Annotated in this window: 18 protein-coding genes; 1 reads left to right on the top strand and 17 read right to left on the bottom strand. The window is 54.8% G+C overall.

All coding sequences use genetic code 11. The features are described from left to right. Positions 1–9: 9 nt before the first annotated feature. The 8 genes from M655_RS16160 to dxs all read right to left on the bottom strand — a co-directional run bounded on the left by M655_RS16160 (position 10) and on the right by dxs (position 10,172). Positions 10–675 (bottom strand): MBL fold metallo-hydrolase, encoded by a 666-nt coding sequence (locus M655_RS16160; protein ID WP_007785582.1) that lies wholly within the window; start codon positions 673–675, stop codon positions 10–12. A gap of 985 nt (positions 676–1,660) precedes the next feature. After that, on the bottom strand, positions 1,661–2,449 hold the full coding sequence (gene spo0A / locus M655_RS16165; protein ID WP_005827306.1) for a sporulation transcription factor Spo0A: 789 nt from the start codon (positions 2,447–2,449) through the stop codon (positions 1,661–1,663). Positions 2,450–2,805: 356 nt separating this feature from the next. After that, positions 2,806–4,140, bottom strand: a complete 1,335-nt coding sequence (spoIVB, locus tag M655_RS16170; protein WP_005827304.1) for a SpoIVB peptidase — start codon at positions 4,138–4,140, stop codon at positions 2,806–2,808. Between the two features lie 163 nt (positions 4,141–4,303). After that, positions 4,304–6,028, bottom strand: coding sequence for a DNA repair protein RecN (gene recN / locus M655_RS16175; RefSeq protein WP_005827302.1), 1,725 nt, complete (start codon positions 6,026–6,028; stop codon positions 4,304–4,306). Between the two features lie 16 nt (positions 6,029–6,044). Continuing rightward, positions 6,045–6,494, bottom strand: coding sequence for a transcriptional regulator AhrC/ArgR (gene ahrC, locus M655_RS16180; protein WP_005827301.1), 450 nt, complete (start codon positions 6,492–6,494; stop codon positions 6,045–6,047). A 5-nt stretch (positions 6,495–6,499) separates the two neighbouring features. Next, complete coding sequence (locus M655_RS16185) at positions 6,500–7,357, bottom strand: NAD(+)/NADH kinase (RefSeq protein ID WP_005827300.1); 858 nt, start codon at positions 7,355–7,357, stop codon at positions 6,500–6,502. A 113-nt stretch (positions 7,358–7,470) separates the two neighbouring features. Continuing rightward, positions 7,471–8,289 (bottom strand): TlyA family RNA methyltransferase, encoded by an 819-nt coding sequence (locus M655_RS16190; protein ID WP_005827298.1) that lies wholly within the window; start codon positions 8,287–8,289, stop codon positions 7,471–7,473. After that, the gene (gene dxs, locus M655_RS16195) at positions 8,286–10,172 is read right to left on the bottom strand and encodes a 1-deoxy-D-xylulose-5-phosphate synthase (RefSeq protein WP_026557065.1); all 1,887 of its coding nucleotides are present in this window, start codon (positions 10,170–10,172) and stop codon (positions 8,286–8,288) included. Before dxs ends, M655_RS16190 begins: the two co-directional genes overlap by 4 nt. A gap of 253 nt (positions 10,173–10,425) precedes the next feature. On the opposite strand from dxs, the gene M655_RS16200 reads away from it, so the two are divergent. Further along, the gene (locus M655_RS16200; RefSeq protein ID WP_025843729.1) at positions 10,426–12,120 is read left to right on the top strand and encodes a M3 family oligoendopeptidase; all 1,695 of its coding nucleotides are present in this window, start codon (positions 10,426–10,428) and stop codon (positions 12,118–12,120) included. Between the two features lie 55 nt (positions 12,121–12,175). Here M655_RS16200 and M655_RS16205 read toward each other — a convergent pair whose 3' ends face one another. The 9 genes from M655_RS16205 to M655_RS16245 form a co-directional block, all read right to left on the bottom strand. Then, entirely contained in the window at positions 12,176–13,069 is an 894-nt protein-coding gene (locus tag M655_RS16205; protein ID WP_025843728.1) for a polyprenyl synthetase family protein, read from the bottom strand. A 7-nt stretch (positions 13,070–13,076) separates the two neighbouring features. Beyond that, positions 13,077–13,328 carry an exodeoxyribonuclease VII small subunit gene (gene xseB / locus M655_RS16210; RefSeq protein ID WP_005827293.1) on the bottom strand — a complete coding sequence of 84 codons (252 nt, stop codon included), beginning with the start codon at positions 13,326–13,328 and terminating at the stop codon, positions 13,077–13,079. Further along, on the bottom strand, positions 13,297–14,676 hold the full coding sequence (xseA, locus tag M655_RS16215; protein ID WP_007785592.1) for an exodeoxyribonuclease VII large subunit: 1,380 nt from the start codon (positions 14,674–14,676) through the stop codon (positions 13,297–13,299). Before xseA ends, xseB begins: the two co-directional genes overlap by 32 nt. A gap of 90 nt (positions 14,677–14,766) precedes the next feature. Next, positions 14,767–15,621, bottom strand: coding sequence for a bifunctional methylenetetrahydrofolate dehydrogenase/methenyltetrahydrofolate cyclohydrolase FolD (gene folD, locus M655_RS16220; RefSeq protein ID WP_005827289.1), 855 nt, complete (start codon positions 15,619–15,621; stop codon positions 14,767–14,769). 88 nt (positions 15,622–15,709) lie between these two features. Beyond that, positions 15,710–16,672 carry a Kae1-like domain-containing protein gene (locus tag M655_RS16225; protein WP_025843727.1) on the bottom strand — a complete coding sequence of 321 codons (963 nt, stop codon included), beginning with the start codon at positions 16,670–16,672 and terminating at the stop codon, positions 15,710–15,712. A gap of 20 nt (positions 16,673–16,692) precedes the next feature. Beyond that, on the bottom strand, positions 16,693–17,097 hold the full coding sequence (nusB, locus tag M655_RS16230) for a transcription antitermination factor NusB (RefSeq protein ID WP_005827285.1): 405 nt from the start codon (positions 17,095–17,097) through the stop codon (positions 16,693–16,695). A 58-nt stretch (positions 17,098–17,155) separates the two neighbouring features. Then, a complete protein-coding gene (locus M655_RS16235) occupies positions 17,156–17,368 on the bottom strand; it encodes a DUF2273 domain-containing protein (protein ID WP_005827283.1) in 213 nt (70 codons plus the stop codon). A 12-nt stretch (positions 17,369–17,380) separates the two neighbouring features. Further along, positions 17,381–17,938 (bottom strand): alkaline shock response membrane anchor protein AmaP, encoded by a 558-nt coding sequence (amaP, locus tag M655_RS16240; protein ID WP_007785599.1) that lies wholly within the window; start codon positions 17,936–17,938, stop codon positions 17,381–17,383. A gap of 149 nt (positions 17,939–18,087) precedes the next feature. Beyond that, positions 18,088–18,504, bottom strand: coding sequence for an Asp23/Gls24 family envelope stress response protein (locus M655_RS16245; protein WP_005827279.1), 417 nt, complete (start codon positions 18,502–18,504; stop codon positions 18,088–18,090). Positions 18,505–18,550: the final 46 nt, after the last annotated feature.

Genomic DNA, 18,550 nt, shown 5'->3' on the forward strand with positions numbered 1-18,550 from the left:
CCTTCCCTGTCATTCTCCCTGGATCATTCCTGCGATCTGCTCCTTCACTTTCCCCCTGCTCACTCCCCCGTGGTAACAAACCACAGACGCAATGTCGAGGTCTACATACTTTTTCAACGAGAGGCGAGCTGCGTGCATATCCAGGGTCGTCGGGGCGTGAATCCCTGCGAGCGTCCCATTTACACTGTACAGCGAATCCCCGGCAATGAGCGTCTTGCTTTGCCTGACGTAAAGGCTGATGTGCCCGGGCGTGTGACCCGGCGTATGAATGACGCGAATCCCGCCGCAAAACGGCAGCTCCTGGCCGTCCACCACCGTATGATCTACCCTGCCCTTCGGCGGATTTTCAAGGTGCGCGTCTTTGACAAGCGGGATTTCTCCCTGAATATACGGCTTGTCGAGTGCGTGCGCGTAAACTTGCACACGATGACCGCACTCCTGCAAAATCTCAGGAAGACAACCGATATGATCGACATCTTGATGCGTCAAAATGACGGCTTTCAGTTTGGTAAGCGGGACTCCCGCTTTTTCCATGGCCGTACGCAATTCTTCTATTTGTCCCGGGAAGCCCGTGTCTATCAGGACAGCCATGTCTTGGCCCGACAAAAGGACGGGGTGAATCTCGTATCCATGATAGTCTAGGTGTAGCATTTCTACTCCCTTGAAAATTTCCATTGTATCGGGCCTCCATAAAATTATATTTTTACGTAACTAAATATTATTACGTTGATTTTGTCATTGTCAACATCTTCCTTTTAATTCGCTCGGGCATTGCAGTGTGGTCTTCGAAGGTTCATGTTCATGATGTTTATTGACTCGTGCGAAGCGGCGCTGCCTATACTGTACTGCCCACTGTCCAATCTTCCTTGTTTACAACGAAAAACCCCCAATGAATCGACTTGATTCAAAGGAACGTTCTATTTGCTGGCTATCCAAGTGCGAGGCTAGCACGGCCTAATGGCGTTTTTCATTTCCCACCGTTCTTTTTCCTTCGATAACTTTGCGCTTATAAAAAAACACCCCCTAATCGGATTTTCACTCCGCTCGGTGGGTGTACATACCGCAAAAGCTGCGAGTATGTACCATGCACGTTTCATGGCAAACCTCCATTTGTATTCCTTTCCTTATGATACCATGCGGGCGAGAATGATCGGCAGTCAATGAACTACACACCCGACCGCACAACCTTGGCAGCAAGTCCGGAAAGCATCACCGCAAGCTGAGCGCCTCCGGTAACGTTGTAACTTCGTGCGGTATGTTTCGCTCGTCGAGTTTACTGCGGATGAAATCACGGCATTCGCCCGAATTTGTACCAAGGGATCGCGCTTGCCCACACCGCCACTTTGCTGCATTAAAACGAGATAGCGTTCGCATTTTCTTCCGCAGACGCGATGGCGTGTGCCCCGCGCTTTCACATACTAAAGTACAGAGACAAAAAAGCAAACGTCATCCCATTCAGGCAACGTTTGCTTTCGAACGTGTATTCGGTTAGACTCGGCTCAACGATACATCACGTGAAGTTCACGATTTACGGAAGTGAACTCCTCACACGTTTTCGGAATGGCAGGAATCGAGTTTGTCAGAACGTCCCCGCAAATGATCGCAAAATTTACGGGAACAGACCGATCAGCCATTGTTTAAAAACGTTGTTATATTGCGCCTAACTAATCTTCGCCTCAATCCTTAACTTATCCGCGACCATCGCAATAAACTCGCTGTTGGTCGGCTTCGCCTTCGTGTTGGAAATCGTGTATCCAAACAGGCTGGAGATGGAATCGAGATTTCCGCGGGACCAGGCGACTTCGATGGCGTGGCGGATGGCACGCTCGACGCGGCTTGCGGTGGTGTTGAACTTTTTGGCGATGTCCGGGTACAGGACTTTGGTGATCGAGCCGAGCAGCTCGACGTCGTTGTACACCATCGTGATGGCTTCGCGCAAATACAAATAGCCTTTGATGTGGGCAGGCACACCGATCTCGTGGATGATGCTGGTGATGCTTGCATCCAGGTTGCGGCCGCGCACTTGCAGAGTCGATTGCGGCTTGACCGATGTGACGAAGGAGGAGGCTGGCTTCGTCGTGATGATTTGACGGATGCGCTGCGCGAGGACCTCCATGTCAAACGGCTTGAGGATGTAGTAGGCAGCTCCCAGTTCAACCGCTTTCTTCGTAATCTCTTCCTGTCCGAATGCCGTCAGCATAATAATTTTGGGCTGCGGACTCAAGCGCATGGCCTGGATCTGCTCCAGGACGGCGAGTCCATCCAGGTGAGGCATAATAATGTCCAAAATCAGTACATCCGGTACCCGTTCCTGCAGCAAGCGCACAACTTCATTGCCGTTGTACGCGACACCGATGACGTTCATGTCATACTGGCTGCTGATATACTCTTCCAACAGGCTTACAAATTCTCGGTTATCATCTGCCAACAACACTTCAATCTTGCTCAAGGTCGTTCCTCCTAACAATGGACGGTCTTTTGGAAAGAAGGTGGCGTTCTAGGGGGTTCCATTTCTACAAACGATTAGTCCATACCATCTTTTTCTCTGAGAAAAATAATTCGACAAAGCCATATTCATTCCTGCCAATGACGAAAGATTGAATGATTTTACTGATATTTCGACAAAGAATCCCCTCATTTTTCATCTATTCGTCATAAGCCTCCATGACTTTACCATGCAAGCCGACGTCGTTCCAGTGGAAGGTTATGCTTATGGCGACGGTTTGAAGCTTACGGTCTTGCGCGCATGGTGCCATGGAAAAAAGCCGCCTCGCTTCGTTTGCGTGACGGCTCGTCTCTTCGTATTCAGGCAGCCTGTTCGGCTTTGGCATTCGACTGCGGGGCGTTGCGCACCTGCACGCCTGCATCCTGCAGCATCCATTCAATGTAGCAGCCATAGCCCGATGTCGGGTCGTTGACAAAGACATGCGTGACGGCGCCTACAATCTTGCCGTTTTGAATGATCGGGCTACCGCTCATTCCTTGTACGATGCCGCCTGTCTTTTCCAAAAGACGTTTGTCCGTCACCTTGATTATCATGCCCTTTGTTGCGGGAAAATGCTGCTTGATGACGTTGGCGATCTCGATATCGAACTCCTCCACCTTCTGTCCTTCGACGACGGTGAGGATTTTCGCAGGACCTTCCACGACCTGCTCGGCGAGCGCTACAGGGAGCGGCTCACGGTAATAGCTGCGCTTTGGCTCGTCTTTCATTTTGCCGAAGATGCCAAACGGCGTGTTTTTGGTGATGTTCCCCAGCACTTCGCTTTCGTTGTAAAAGCGGGCGAATTTTTCTCCCGGATTGCCGCTCTGTCCTTTTTCGATCGACGTCACGCTCGCCTGGACGATCTGGCCATCCCCTACCACGATGGCTTGGCCCGTATCGACATCGGAAATGACGTGTCCCAGCGCGCCGTACGCCTTGGAATTGGGATCGTAAAAGGTCAAAGTGCCCACGCCAGCCGCTGAGTCGCGAATGTACAGTCCCATCCGGTATTCCCCGTCTTTTTGGTCCTTGGCGGGATGGAGCGTCAGATTCAGCTTTTCTTTCCCGCGCACGACGAGCAACTGCACCGGGCTATTCTTTTTTCCGGCTTCGTTAATCAGCTTCTTTACTTCGTTCATGTCATTGATGTACAGATCATTCATTTTGACAATCATGTCACCAACGTGAATGCCTGCCTGCTCGCCAGGGGAAGCCTTGCTTTTGCCATTGTCCACGAGGTGATGACCGACAACGAGAACACCCGCCGTTTGCAGCTTGACCCCGATCGATTGCCCACCAGGGTACAACCGCAGGTCCGGCAGCACATTTACTTTTACAGCCGTCAGCGGAATGTTTCGCCATTTTACCTGCAATTCGGCTTCTCCAGCCCTGCGCGGTTCTACCGACATCGGCTGGCTCAAATCAACGGATACTTCGCGCGCTTCTGTCCCGTTGACGTGCAAAATGTCAGGATTGCTATTGATTAGCGTGCCCATCACCGGCACGGAGACCCGGAGTTGCTCAAGGGACCCTTCCATCAAACGCAATTCACGGGGAAAGGAGGACAGATCGCGAAACGGGGTGGAACTCACGACAAGCGCCGTGATGAGGAGAAGGAGACTTCCCATCCATTTTCTTTTGTTTTGTCGGATCACCAGCAATCACTCCTACCGTTCCCTACCTACACCTACAAAGAGACACCTCCACCTTGTGTACTTTTAATGTTGCCCCCAGCCAAGCGGATTATGTCAGGAAAATCCCTCACCTGCCAGCGTCTTTGCAAACTTTTTTGCGTCAAAAAAAGACTGCCAACCCGGATCAGTTGACAGCCTTTCTTTCGCGGCCGAGGACAATCATCTCGCGCGCGTGTTCTTCTGTTTTCGCCGTTACTTCCGCCCCGCTGAGCATGCGGGCAAGCTCGGTCACCCGCTCCTCCTCCGAGAGCCTCGTCACGACCGTTTTCGTCTCGTGCTCGCTCATTTCCTTTTTAATGAGAAAATGAGCATCGGCCATGGATGCTACTTGCGGCAAGTGCGTAATGCACAATACTTGCCGCTTCTGGGCGACACGGGCCAGCTTTTCGGCAATCGCCTGCGCCGCTCTTCCGCTTACCCCTGTGTCGACCTCGTCAAAAATCAGCGTCTCCACCTGATCGGTTCCGGCGAGAATCGTTTTGATCGCCAGCATCACCCGCGACAGCTCCCCGCCGGAAGCGATCTTGGCCAGCGGGCGCAATGGCTCGCCCGGGTTCGGGGAGATCAAAAACTCGATCTGGTCCATGCCGTTCGCGTCGACGTGCCGCTTGATCCCTTCGATTTCTACCCCTTCCTCGTCAGGGGTCTGGCGCACGTCAATGGCGAAGCGCGCCCGTTCCATGTGCAGCTCTTTTAGCTGCTGCTCGATCTCGCGGGCGAGCTTCGTCGCACACTCCTGGCGAATGACGGACAGCTCCAGCGCCTCTACGGCCAAGTCTGCTGCCAGCTCTTGCAGGCGCTTTTCCACCTGTTGCAGCCGATCTTCGTAATGGTGCATCTCGTCCAGCTCGTCGGAAATCGTTGCCGCGTACTCCAAAATGTCGTCCACGCTTTTTCCGTACTTGCGCTTCAAGGACTGGATCTGATCGAGCCTGCGCTCCACTTCCGCGAGCTGCTCCGGCTCAAAGTCGAGGTGGTAGGAGAGCTGGCGCAGCTTGTGCACGACGTCTTCAATCTGGTAGTACGCCGTCTGCACCGTCTCGAGAATCGGAGCCAACTGCTCCTCGTACAGCACCCCGCGCTCCAGCTCGCTCATCGCATGTCCGAGCCAGTCCATGCCTTTTTGATCGCCGTGCAGCGAGCGGTACGCATCCTGGACGGTCGCGTAAACCTTCTCAATGTTCATCCACTTTTTGCGCTGCTGCATCAGCTTTTCGTCCTCGCCCGGCGAAAGCGCAGCCGCTTCGATCTCGTCCAACTGGTATTGCAAAAGGTCAATGCGCTGCACCAGCTCGCGCTCGTTGCGGGCCATCCGTTCGAGGTCCTGCTTCGTTTTCCGGTACGCGGCGTACAGCTTGCCGTACTCCTCTTTCGCCGCTCCGAGCGCGGCCTCGCCGTAGGCGTCGAGCCAGTTGATATGCTTGTCCGCCTGCATCAGCATGTGCGTGTCGTGCTGTCCGTGCACCGTGACCAGCCACGGTCCCAGCTCGCGCAGCATGGCAAGCGTCACCATCTGCCCGTTCAGGCGAATGATGCTTTTGCCCTGGTTGGAAATGTCGCGGCGGACGACGAGCATGCCATCTTGCTCGACTTGTACGCCGACGTTGGCACACACCGCGAGCGCCGGATGGCCAGGCGGCAGTTCAAACAGCCCTTCCACCTCTGCGCGCTGTTCGCCATAGCGGACAAAATCTGCGGAGGCGCGACCGCCCAGAAGCAGCCCGAGCGCGTCGATAATGATGGATTTTCCGGCCCCCGTCTCCCCTGTGAGGATATTCAGCCCGCGCTGAAAAGAGACAGTGACCGATTTAATGATGGCAAAATTACGGATAGAGAGTTCCACTAACATCTGTTGCGCCCACCTTCTACAGCATTTCCATAAAGCGCTTGGTGACTTCCGCTGTATTTTCCTTGGAACGGCAAATAATCAGGATCGTGTTGTCCCCGCTGATCGTGCCCATGATCTCTTCCCAAGGCAGGTTGTCAATCAGCTCCGCTACGGCGTTGGCATGGCCGGAAAGTGTTTTCAGCACGATGAAGTGATCGGCCTGGTCGATGCTGACAAACGAGTCGACCAACATCCGTTTGAGCTTTTGCAGCGGATTGAATTTTTGTTCAGCAGGCATGGAATATTTATATCGCCCATCAGGGAGTGGCACCTTCACCAGATGCAATTCCTTGATGTCTCGGGATACTGTCGCCTGCGTAACATTGAACCCTGCAGCGCGCAGTCGCTCCACCAGTTCATCCTGAGTTTCCACCTCTTGGTTGCTGATGATATCCCGAATACGGATATGTCGTTGCCCCTTGTTCATATGGATTACTCCCATTCCCCTTGTAGTTTCGTGCGAATTGCTTCAAAAAAGCTGCCCTTTTTCCACTTGATGAGCGGAGTGACGCACGGAGACTTTTTGATGTAGATTTGATCGCCGCCCTCCAGCCGGTAACCGAACTGGCCGTCGATGGACAGCCCCATCTCCTGGTGGATGGCATCGACCTCTACGCGAATCGTCTGATTGCCCGACAACACCATCGGCCGCGCCGTCAGCGAATGGGGCGCCACCGGAGTCAGTAATAGCATGTCCACATTCGGGGCCACAATCGGTCCGCCCGCAGACAGCGAATAGGCGGTAGATCCGGTCGGACTCGATACGATGACCCCATCTCCGCTGAACGTAGCTACGTATTCGTCATCCGAGTAGACAGCGCATTGAATGATCCGGCAAAAAGAGCCTTTGGCGATCCCGATGTCATTCATCGCGGTATATGTACCCAGCGTGCTGCCTTTGCGGACTAATGACGCTTCCAGCATGGCGCGCTCTTCGATATTGTACTTGCCTGAAAGCAGATTATCTACGGCGTGAGGCAGGTGCTCCGGCTCCGCTTCTGACAAAAAGCCCAGCGTGCCCAGATTGATCCCGAAAATGGGGATCGATCGTCCGGCGAGCTTGCGGGCGATGCTGAGCAGCGTTCCGTCGCCGCCGAGCACACAGACCAGGTCAGCGTGGCTGCCGATTTGCTCGATGGAAGCACCCAGCTCGGCGCGCCCCAAATCCGATGCGATCGTTTCGTCCAAAAATACGTGCGCTCCCCGTACCTCCAACAGATAGACGAGCTCCCGCGCCACGATCCGTGCCTCGGGCTTTCCTTTGTTTGCAATGATTCCTATCTTTTTCACATGGTCCACCCCAAACTGGTTGGTTGGAAATCCTTATACAAGTATACAACTTTTCATGCATAAATAAAAAGCCTCGATTGCAACAAAACTCCCGAGGCTTTTGTTTTTTGTCCCTATTTCAATTTGGCATGGGCCTGCGCGACAACCTCGCCGACGAGCTTCAGCCACGCTTCGGCGTCCATGCCGCCTTCGCTTTTTGCCACATGCATGACAAATTCAATATTGCCCTCGCCGCCCGTAATCGGCGAAAAGTCCAATCCTTTCAGCGCAAATCCAAGGCCGCTGGCGAATTGCCCGATGTCCGTCAACACCGCTTCGTGTATTTCCGGCTCCCGCACAATCCCGTTTTTTCCGACCTTGTCCTTGCCTGCCTCAAACTGCGGCTTGACCAAGGCCACTACGTCTCCGCCTTCTTTTAAAAAGCGGTACAGGACGGGCAAGATCAAGCGCAGCGAGATAAAGGAAACATCAATGGAAGCGGCGTCCGGACGCTCCTGTTCGAAGGCTTCCGGGTCCATGTGGCGGAAGTTGGTCCGCTCCATGACGACGACTCGCTCATCCTGGCGCAGACTCCACGCGAGCTGTCCGTAGCCGACGTCAATCGCGTAGACGAGGCGGGCGCCGTTTTGCAGGGCGCAGTCGGTGAATCCGCCTGTCGAGGCTCCGATGTCCATCATGACTTTGTCGTGCAAGTCGATGCCAAACACTTTCAGCGCCTTTTCCAGCTTCAGCCCGCCGCGGCTGACGTACGGATGGACCTCGCCTTTGACCGTAATCGCGACGTCCTCGGCAAATTTGGTGCCTGGCTTGTCGCAGCGCTCTCCCGCCACCTGAACCAGCCCAGCCATGACGGCTGCTTTCGCTTTTTCCCGGGTTTCAAAATGTCCCCGTTCGACGAGCAATACGTCGACTCGTTCTTTTCTCACACTCATGCTTCCAGTACACCCTTCGATATCGGCATCAAGGCGCGTACCCGGGAAGCGATGTTCTCCACGGTCAGCTCGACCTCTTGACGCTGTTCTTTTACGCTGCCATGCTCGACAAAATAATCCGGAACGGCAACGACCTGCACGTTCACGCCGTGGTAGCCCGCGCGGTTGTAACATTCGATGACGGCGCTGCCGAATCCGCCCATTTCACAGCCTTCCTCGACGGTGACGATGTCGTAGCCTTCCTTCGCCAGCCTGAACAACAGCTCCTCATCGAGCGGCTTGCAGAAGCGGGCATTGACGAGCATCGGTCTGATTCCTTCCGCATTCAACTGGTTGACTGCCTGCTCCGCCAGTTCAAATACATGGCCAAACGAGAGGATCGCCACTTGCTTTCCTTCGCGGACGATCTCCGCCTTGCCGATCGGCAACACTTGCAGCTCCCGATCCAGCGGCACGCCGCGCGCTGGCAGGCGCGGGTAGCGGTAGGAGATCGGCCCTTCGTTGTAGGCCAACGCCGTTTTCATCATGTGGCGCAGCTCGTTTTCGTCCTTTGGCGCCATGATGACCATGTTCGGAATGATGCGCATGAACGCGATATCGTACATGCCCTGATGGGTTTCCCCGTCCGCCCCGACCAGTCCTGCCCGGTCGACCGCAAACACGACGTTCAGCTTTTGTCTCGCTACATCGTGAATCAACTGGTCGTACGCCCGCTGCAAAAACGTCGAGTAAATCGCAAGCACCGGCTTCAAACCTTGTGTCGCAAGGCCAGCCGCAAAGGTACAAGCGTGCTGCTCGGCAATCCCGACGTCAAACAGGCGGTCCGGGTATTTTTGTCCAAACGGAATCAGGCCGGAGCCTGCCGGCATGGCTGGGGTCACTGCCACGAGCGACTTGTCTTCCGCAGCCAGCTCGATCATCGTTTCCGCAAAGACGGACGTGTAGGTCGGTGCCGACTTCGGCGTATCCCCGGACTCGATTTTGTACGTGCCGATTCCGTGCCATTTCACGGAATCCGCCTCTGCCGGAGCGTAGCCTTTGCCTTTTTTCGTAATCGCGTGAATCAGTACCGGGCCTTTTGTCTGCTTGGCCGTTTTCAGCGTATCGACCAACAGCTCCATGTTGTGGCCGTCAATCGGCCCGATGTAGGTGAAGCCCAGTTCCTCGAATAGAACGCCGGATACGAGCAAATACTTCATGCTGTCCTTGAAGCGCTCGGCGATTGAGGCCAGCTTGCCGCCTACGGCCGGGATGGATTTGAGCAGCCCTTCGACCTCGTCCTTGGCCCACTGGTAGTTTTCCGTGGAGCGGATTTTGCCCAGGTAGTTATGCAAAGCGCCCACGTTTGGCGCGATGGACATCTCGTTGTCATTCAACACGACGATGACGTTTTTGCGCTCGTGCCCGATATGGTTCAACGCTTCCAGCGCCATGCCGCCCGTCAGCGCCCCGTCTCCGATGATCGCCACGACGTGGTTTTTTTCTTTTTTCAGATCGCGGGCGGTCGCCATCCCCATCGCAGCGGACAAGGATGTGCTGCTGTGCCCGGTCTCCCAGACGTCATGCGGGCTCTCGTTCATCTTGGGGAAGCCGCACAACCCTTTGTACTGGCGCAACGTAGGGAACATATCCCGGCGTCCTGTCAGCATTTTATGTACGTATGCCTGGTGCCCGACATCCCAAATCAGCTTGTCCTTGGGGCTGTTAAACACGTAGTGCAAAGCCAGCGTCAGCTCGACAACGCCCAAATTCGGCGCGAGGTGTCCCCCCGTCTTTGAGAGCGTCTCGACGAGAAACTGCCTGATTTCGGATGCCAGCGTATGAAGCTGCTGCGAATTGCACTTTTTCAGGTCTTGAGGATCATTTATGGTAGTAAGCAGCATTGGTATTCCTCACTTTCCACTGTTCGTTCTCCGGCGATTGTGCATGCTGCAATTCAATCCACCACATGGAAAACTAGGCTTCTTCGTTGTGGCCTGGAGCCTATACTCCGCTTAATTTCAACTTGATTCATTATAACGGTTTCTTCATAAAAACACCACTTTTGATCCACACTCGCAATCTTGTGCGCAACGGCTGCTAACTTCTGGTAAAATAAAATGGATCAATCCATTCGAGAAAAAAGAGGTGGACCCCGTGAAGTTCTCGCAAATACCGTACACACGCGTTGATATGACAGATGTCGAGGAACGTTTCACAAGCTTGTTGAAAGCGTTTCAGCAGGCCGCAAGCTTCGAAGAGCAAGACCAGGTGATGGGTAAGCTGAACGAGCTTCGGCAAGAGGTGGAATCCGCGCGAGAAGTGGCGCAAATCCGCCACACGATCAATACGGAGGACCCCTTTTACAAAGAAGAGCAGGACTACTGGGACGAAGCGGGTCCGGTGTATCAGGGCATCGTCTCCCGCTACTACGCCGCCATCGTCCACTCTCCCTACCGCTCCCAGCTTGAGCAAAAATGGGGAGCCCAGCTTTTCCGCATTGCCGAAACGACGCTTACCACCTTTTCCCCGGAGGTCGTCGCCGATTTGCAGGAGGAAAACCGTTTGGCCAGCCAGTACATCGCTCTGATGGCTTCCGCGAAAATCATGTTCGAAGGCGAAGAGCGCACGCTTCCGCAACTGCTCCCCTTCCAGACTTCGACGGACAGAAAAATGCGCAAAAAGGCGAACGAAGCCAAGTACGATTTTCTCCGCCAGCACACCGAGAAGCTGGACAGCATCTACGACAGTCTGGTCAAGGTGCGGACCCGCATTGCGAAAAAGCTCGGCTTCAACAGCTTCGTGGAGCTGGCCTATGCCCGGCTGAACCGCACCGATTACGACGCGGATATGGTCGCCCGCTTCCGCCGTCAGGTCGAGGAACAGATTGTTCCGGTCGCCACCAAGCTGGTCGAGCGCCAACGCGAGCGGATCGGCGTAGATACTATGAAGTATTACGATTTGGCTTTCGATTTCGCTACGGGTAATCCGACGCCAAAAGGCTCTCCGGACTGGATCGTGGAAAACGGCAGAAAAATGTACGCGCAGCTTTCTCCGGAAACCGATGAGTTTTTCAGCTTCATGCTCGAAAACGAATGTCTCGATTTGCTGAGCAAAAAAGGCAAAGCGACAGGCGGCTACTGCACCTATATGAGCAAGTACAAGCTGCCTTACATCTTCGCCAACTTCAACGGCACCTCAGGCGATATCGACGTTTTGACCCACGAGGCGGGACACGCCTTCCAGGTGTACGTCAGCCGCGGCTTTGAAGTGCCGGAGTACCACTTCCCGACGTATGAAGCGTGCGAGATCCATTCGATGAGCATGGAGTTTTTGACCTGGCCGTGGATGGAGTTGTTCTTCGAGGAAGATACGGACAAGTACAAGTTCTCGCATCTGAGCAGCTCGCTGCTGTTCATCCCTTACGGCGTCGCCGTCGACGAGTTCCAGCATGCAGTCTACGAACAGCCGGAAATGACCCCGGCCGAGCGGAAGCGCACCTGGCGCGAGATCGAGCGCAAATACCTCCCGTACCGCAATTACGACGAGAACGAGTTTTTGGAGGAAGGCGGCTTCTGGCAGCAGCAATCGCACATTTTCCGCGATCCGTTCTACTACATCGACTACACGCTGGCGCAAATTTGCGCCTTCCAGTTCTGGAAGCGGGCTCAGGAAAATCCCGAGCAGGCGTGGGCAGACTACTTGACGCTCTGCCGGGAGGGCGGCAGCAAGTCGTTTACGGAGCTGGTCAAAGTCGCGAAGCTGTACTCGCCGTTTGAAGATGGCTGCATCCAGTCGGTCATCGGCGACATCGAGGCGTGGTTGAACAGCGTGGACGACAAGCGCTTGTAAACACCGGCCTATACGTAAAAAAGCTGGCATCCCCATGCAGATGCCAGCTTTTATATTACTTGTTCCGGTTTTGCACGTAATCTGCCAGCGGGCTTAATGCGGAATGCTCGATTCCGGCATCCGCGAGAGCCGCCTTTGCTTCGGCAATCAAAGCGGTGAGCCTTTCCTTGGACTCAGCCAGCCCGAGCAACGACGGATAAGTCGCCTTTTCCCGGTCCGCGTCGCTGCCAACGGCTTTCCCCAGCTCCGCGGCGTCCCCTTCTACATTGAGGATGTCGTCCTGGATTTGAAAAGCCAGTCCGATGCAGACGCCGTAGCGGGTCAAAGCGTCCATCTGCGCTTCGCTCGCTTCCGCCAGATAGCCGCCGCCGCGCAAGGCTGCCACCAGCAAATCCCCTGTCTTGTGGCGATGGATGAACTCCAGTTGCTCCAGATCAAGCTGCTTGCCCTCTCCCTCGATATCCGCCATCTGTCCGCCGACCATGCCTGTCGCGCCCGCTCGTTTGCCCAGCTCGGCAATCAGCTTGACAGTCGTGATTGGCGCCACATCGGAGCGCTCCTGGTACGCCTCCGCGATATAGGCAAACGCCCGCGTCAGAAGCGCGTCTCCCGCGAGAATCGCCGTCGCCTCCCCGAACACTTTGTGATTCGTCGGCTTGCCGCGGCGCAAATCGTCGTCGTCCATTGCGGGCAGGTCGTCGTGAATCAGCGAGTATGTATGGATCATTTCCAGGGCAACCGCGAACGGGACTCCGCGCTCCATCGGCTTGTCCAGCGCTTCGAGCACAGCGAGGACCAGCATCGGTCGCAGCCTTTTTCCGCCTGCCATGAGCGAATACTTCATGGATTCGTACAACTGGGTCGGGACTCCTTGCTGCTCCAGGGCAGGCAAGAGATGCTGCTCAATGTAGGACGTTTTTTCCACCAAATATTGTTGGAATGTATCCACGGTGTCTTTATTCCCCTTCCACGCGAAAAGCCTTCTGCTTCAGTTGCCCGTCTTCTTCTACCAACTGAATGATCTTGGCTTCAATTGCATCGAGCTTCTGTCCGCAAATCCGCGAGAGTGTGACCCCTTCCTGGTACAGCGTAATCGCTTCCTCCAGCGGGATGTCTCCTTCTTCGAGCTTCCCGACGACTTCCTCCAGCCGCTTCATCGCTTCTTCGAACTGCATGTCAGTCTCTTGGTCCGTTTTCTTGCGAGCCATTGCGCTTCTCCTCCCGATTCAACTGTTCCACTCGTGCAGTAGCACTGCCATCACTTAATCGTACCACGATCTCGTCGCCAGGAGCAAATTGTTCCACGGATTTTACCAGCTTGTCACCCGTGTACACAAGCGAAAAACCGCGCTTCATGACCGCGAGCGGACTGAGCGCCTCCAGCGTCGCGATGCGCGAGGCAAAAGCCATCCGCTTTTGGTTGAGCCGCGCCAGCATCCGCTCGTCCAGCCGGGCGCGAATCGTCGCAACCGCTTTGCGCCGTTCCCCGACCTGATCCGCCAGCCGATACCGCTTGATCTGCTCGTCCAACCGCGTGTAGCGCTCGCGCCTGCGCTCCATCAAATGCTTCATCGCCTGGCGCATCCGCAAATGCGTCCGATCCAGCCGTTCCGCCGCTTCCTCCAGTCGCCGCTGCGGCTGACGCATCGCATACGAGTTGCTCAGGCGGTTCAGGCGGGTGCGTTCCTCTGCCAACTGATTGCGCACCGCCCTTTGCATGCGAATGTCCAGTTGCCGAACGCGCTCCACCCATTCCAGATAGTGCGGCACGGCCAGCTCCGCCGCTGCCGTTGGCGTCGCCGCACGGACATCGGCCACGAAATCGGCAATCGTGACGTCTGTCTCATGGCCCACCGCCGAAATGACCGGAATCATCGAAGCCGCGATGGCTCGCGCTACGCTTTCATCGTTGAAGGCCCACAGCTCTTCAATCGAGCCGCCGCCCCGGCCGACGATCAGCACGTCGATGTCGGGTTGCTGGTTGATAATGCGAATCGCCGAGACGATCGAAGCCGGAGCGTCCGTCCCCTGCACGACTGCTGGCGACAACACAATCTCCGCCTGCGGGTATCGCCTGCGGATCGTCGTGCAAATATCGCGAATCGCCGCTCCGGTCGGAGAGGTCACCACTCCTACCCGCTTCGGAAAACGAGGGAGGACGCGCTTTCGCTCCGCTGCAAACAGACCTTCCTGCGCGAGCTTTTCCTTGAGCTGTTCAAAAGCCAAGTAGAGCGAGCCAAGGCCGTCCGGCTGCATCTCTTTTGCATACAGTTGATAGGCGCCATCGCGTTCGAAGGCGGAAATCGAGCCGCGCACAATCGCCTTCGTCCCGTCCTTGGGCAAAAAGCGCAGGAAGCGGTTGTAGCTGGCAAACATCACGACTTTGATCCGCGACGTCTTGTCCTTCAAGGTAAAATACATATGGCCGCTGGAATGGTGCGTGAAGTTGGAGATTTCCCCCCTCACCCAGACGTCCTGCAAATTCGTCTCTCTTTCCAGCACGAGCTTGATATAACGGTTGAGATCGCTGACAGACAAAATATTGGGTGCAGCCATACACTCCTCCTCCTTTCAGTCCCTTGTTTGTTCCGATGCAAAAAGAAATGGATAAAGCACAGGCCCTATCCATTCCTTGCGATGCTTCTTCTACAGTTGCGCTTGCTTGCGTGCTGCCACGACCGTGTTTTTCAGCAGCATGGTAATCGTCATCGGCCCGACACCGCCAGGTACCGGAGTCAAAAAGCTGGCGACCTCTTTCACTTCGTCGAACTTGACGTCTCCGACCAGCTTCCCGGTTTCGATCCGGTTTACCCCGACGTCAATCACGACCGCTCCCGGCTTTACGTGCTCCTTGCCGATCATGTGCGCGCGGCCTGTCGCCACCACGAGAATATCTGCCCTTCTCGTATGTTCTTCCAGGTTTTGCGTACGCGAGTGACACATGGTTACCGTAGCGTTTTCCTGCTGCAGCAAAAGCGATACAGGCTTGCCGACAATGTTGCTGCGTCCGATGACGACAGCGTGCTTGCCTGCGATGTCTGTTCCCGTCCGCTTAATCAGCTCGATGACGCCATGCGGAGTGCACGGCAGCATCGTCTCATTGCCGAGTACCATGTTGCCTACGCTGATCGGATGGAAGCCATCCACGTCTTTTTCAGGATGAATCGCTGCAATGACTGCCTTCTCCGAAATATGCGCCGGCAGAGGAAGCTGAACCAAAATCCCGTGAACGTTCGGATTTTCGTTCAACTCGTGGATGATCGCGAGCAGTTCTTCCTCTGTCGTCGAAGCTTCCTTGAGGATCAGCTCGGAGTGGATACCGACTTCCTCGCAGCCTTTTGATTTTCCGCGTACATACGAATGCGATGCGGGATCGTCACCCACAAGCACAACAGTCAGACCAGGGACAATGCCTTGTTTTTTCAGTTCCGCCACTTCAATCGCGAGCTCTTCGCGAATGCTTTTTGCCACTTCTTTTCCTTGGAGAATGGTTGCAGTCATGGAGAAAAAGCCTCCTTCTTAAACGTCGATACCATTAGTGTACCGATTTCGCTCGCAACTGTAAAGCCGAATCATAAAAAGTTTATCATTATTTAATGTTCGTCTTTTGCTTCATCCATCCAAGCATCGCTACTCCGTAGGCGTTGTCGCCGGAGTAAACCGGGTCGCAAAAATACAGCTTGGCTTTGACCGCAGGGTGCTCCAGCCGCTTTATCAGCCGCTCGCGCATGTACTGATTGGCAGCGACTCCCCCTACGATCAGGATGTCCCGTGGATGGCCCTGTTCGACAGCGTGACGCAATACTTTTTCCAACGTGTTGGCGATACACTGTTCGGTTGCGCGGGCGATATCGGCATGGCTCGTCTCGCCGCGCTCGATGGCCCGCAACAGCGACGCTTCCGGGCCGGAAAAGCTGAAGGCCAAGCCGTCCACCGCAGAGGCGATGCGAAATTCCCCTGTCGACTCCTTGGCCAACTGCTCCAAATACGGTCCCGCCGGAAAAGCCAGCCCGAGCGCTACTCCGATCCGATCCACCAGTTGTCCTGCGTGCAAGTCGATCGTGCCGCCGATTTTTTCAATCGCATACCCGGCCGCCTGCCGCTCGCACAAGAGCAGCTCGCTCGTTCCGCCAGACAGATGGACGGCCAAAAAGCGGTCCTGCTGCGGGCGTTCTTCGGCTGTGTACTCCCCTGCCGCAATATGTCCTTCCTGGTGGGTGGTCAGGTGCAAGGGAACGCGCAAGTAGGTCGCAAGCGATTTGGCCAGCCCTTCCCCTACCTTGAACACCGGCATGTACGAACGGTCGACGGGCCTCGGCTTTTCGCTGACGCAGATCGCCTCGATCTCGTATTCGTTCCACTTCATTTGCTCGCTTAGTTCCGGCAAGTTCATCACATGCTGAAAGACGGCTTCGGATTGTTGCAGCCCGCGTTTGCCCTCCTTCACTTTGAGAAGGCGTTTTGCTTCTGCAACAATTCGGCCGTCTTCCTGAGCCAAGCACAGCGATGTCCGGTAATTGCTCGTATCAATGCCTAACATTACCTTACTCATGCTTGTATCTCCTGCCTGTTTTATGCCTTTTGCGTTTCTCTTGCCTGCAAGAAGCTCGCCAGTACGCCGTTGATATAACGGTGGGACGCTTCGTCGCTGAACAGCTTCGCAATTTCAATCGCTTCGTTCATGACGACCTTGTCAGGCGTATCCGCTTCAAACATGATCTCGTAAAAAGCGAGGCGCAAAATGGCGCGGTCTACGTTGGCAATACGCTCCAACTGCCAGCCGCGCAAATACTTTTTGATCTCTGCGTCGATCTCTGCCAGGTTCGCCAAAACCCCATCGAGCAAATAACGCAAATACTGCGAGCTTTCCTCGGACTCTTCCATGACCAGATCAACCGCTTCCTTGACAGGCACCTCGGCCATGTCGATCTGGAAAAGACATTGGACTGCTTTTTCTCGTGCTGTTCTACGCTTCATTCCATTCACCTACTAATTAAAGTCAGCAGGGGAGCAAATTCCTTCCCCTCTTAATCTGCTACCGAAACTTGCCAGGCAGAATCCGATCCAGTATTTCGCGCAAGTCTTCCTTATGGTCGAGCTTGCGACCGATGTAATAGCCGGTCCCGACAAACACAACAAAGACTAGTGTATTCCAAAAACCGACGAGAAGGTAGATGATGCCGAAAAAAATTCCGGCCAAAATCCCCATTAGCTTCCCCTTGTGTTCCCACAATAACTCCCACATCATGGACTTCACCTTCTATTCCACTCGCTTGCGAGCCGCGTAGTTTTCTTGCTGAGCCACTTCCGTTACCACAACCGACACTTCGGAAATCACGACGCCAGCAATTCCTTCGACTTGCTCCTTCACGTCTGCCTGCAACTTTTGCGTCAGCTCCGGCAACGGGGTCTCGCCATCGACGGAAACGCGCAAGGTGATGATGTTCCCACTCTCCAGCGCTTTGACTGCCGTTTTCATATCGCGCACGCCTTTTACGCGCCGGGCAGCGCGCTCGGCAATCGTCTGGATCGTCTGCATCGTAATGTGGACTTCGCCAAGATCACTGCGCTGGCGAATGCCACGATCAATTTTTGGCTTCGTGGAACGAAAAGAACTGAAAAAGAAGCGAAGACTCACAACGAGGAAAATAATCGCGACGATGAGATACGTGATGTTCGTTCCCGCCAGCATTTGCTCGACATAAGGGCGGAAAAACTCGGGTGAAATCAAACCGCTGGTGGCAGTTATCGCGATGCAGGACAAAATAATCAGCGCAAAGCTGTAAATCGTCAAAATAAAGCGGTCAAACAAATTCACATGCATCTCTCCTTTTCGCCGTGTTTGAAAGGAGACAAACAGGGCAAGGTCAAAGGCTAATTCCCCGCCTTAGCCAAGGCTTGGCAAAACAACTGACTTGGAATGAGGAAAATGCCCCCTGTCAGTAGGGGGCATCCATCCGGTGCATGTTAGCGCACACGCTGGTAATCTTCGACTACAGGCGTCGCCGGAGCTTTTTCTTCGGCTTTCAGCTCTACATCGACGATATGTACGTTTACTTCCACCACCGAAAGTCCGGTCATTCCTTCGATCGCATTGCGCACACTATCTTGAATATTACGAGCGACGTCTGGAATCCGGTGTCCGTACTTGACAATGATGGAGACATCCACTGCCGCTTCGCGGGAGCCAACCTCCACGCGAACGCCGCGAGCTATATTTTTACGGCCTAATCGTTCAGCTATTTCCCCTACGAAACCGCCGCTCATCTGTGCTACGCCTTCCACCTCGGACGCAGCCATGCCGGCGATCACTTCCAGTACTTCGGGAGCGATCTGGACCTTTCCAAGCTCTGTTCTATCTAAATCCGGAGTAAACTCTTCCATGCTTCGCACCTCCCTTTAGATTTGTAATTCATTATACCAAGCGCAC

The organism is Brevibacillus sp. NSP2.1 (assembly GCF_000470975.2).
Classification (GTDB): Bacteria; Bacillota; Bacilli; order Brevibacillales; family Brevibacillaceae; genus Brevibacillus; species Brevibacillus agri.

Coding starts and splice junctions, on each gene's coding strand:
- folD (WP_005827289.1), bottom strand. CDS start 15,621: ATGACTGCAACCATTCTCCAAGGAAAAGAAGTGGCAAAAAGCATTCGC.
- recN (WP_005827302.1), bottom strand. CDS start 6,028: ATGTTAGTGGAACTCTCTATCCGTAATTTTGCCATCATTAAATCGGTC.
- dxs (WP_026557065.1), bottom strand. CDS start 10,172: ATGCTGCTTACTACCATAAATGATCCTCAAGACCTGAAAAAGTGCAAT.
- xseB (WP_005827293.1), bottom strand. CDS start 13,328: ATGGCTCGCAAGAAAACGGACCAAGAGACTGACATGCAGTTCGAAGAA.
- nusB (WP_005827285.1), bottom strand. CDS start 17,097: ATGAAGCGTAGAACAGCACGAGAAAAAGCAGTCCAATGTCTTTTCCAG.
- M655_RS16225 (WP_025843727.1), bottom strand. CDS start 16,672: ATGAGTAAGGTAATGTTAGGCATTGATACGAGCAATTACCGGACATCG.
- M655_RS16190 (WP_005827298.1), bottom strand. CDS start 8,289: ATGAGTGTGAGAAAAGAACGAGTCGACGTATTGCTCGTCGAACGGGGA.
- xseA (WP_007785592.1), bottom strand. CDS start 14,676: ATGGCTGCACCCAATATTTTGTCTGTCAGCGATCTCAACCGTTATATC.
- M655_RS16160 (WP_007785582.1), bottom strand. CDS start 675: ATGGAAATTTTCAAGGGAGTAGAAATGCTACACCTAGACTATCATGGA.
- M655_RS16235 (WP_005827283.1), bottom strand. CDS start 17,368: ATGATGTGGGAGTTATTGTGGGAACACAAGGGGAAGCTAATGGGGATT.
- M655_RS16245 (WP_005827279.1), bottom strand. CDS start 18,504: ATGGAAGAGTTTACTCCGGATTTAGATAGAACAGAGCTTGGAAAGGTC.
- ahrC (WP_005827301.1), bottom strand. CDS start 6,494: ATGAACAAGGGGCAACGACATATCCGTATTCGGGATATCATCAGCAAC.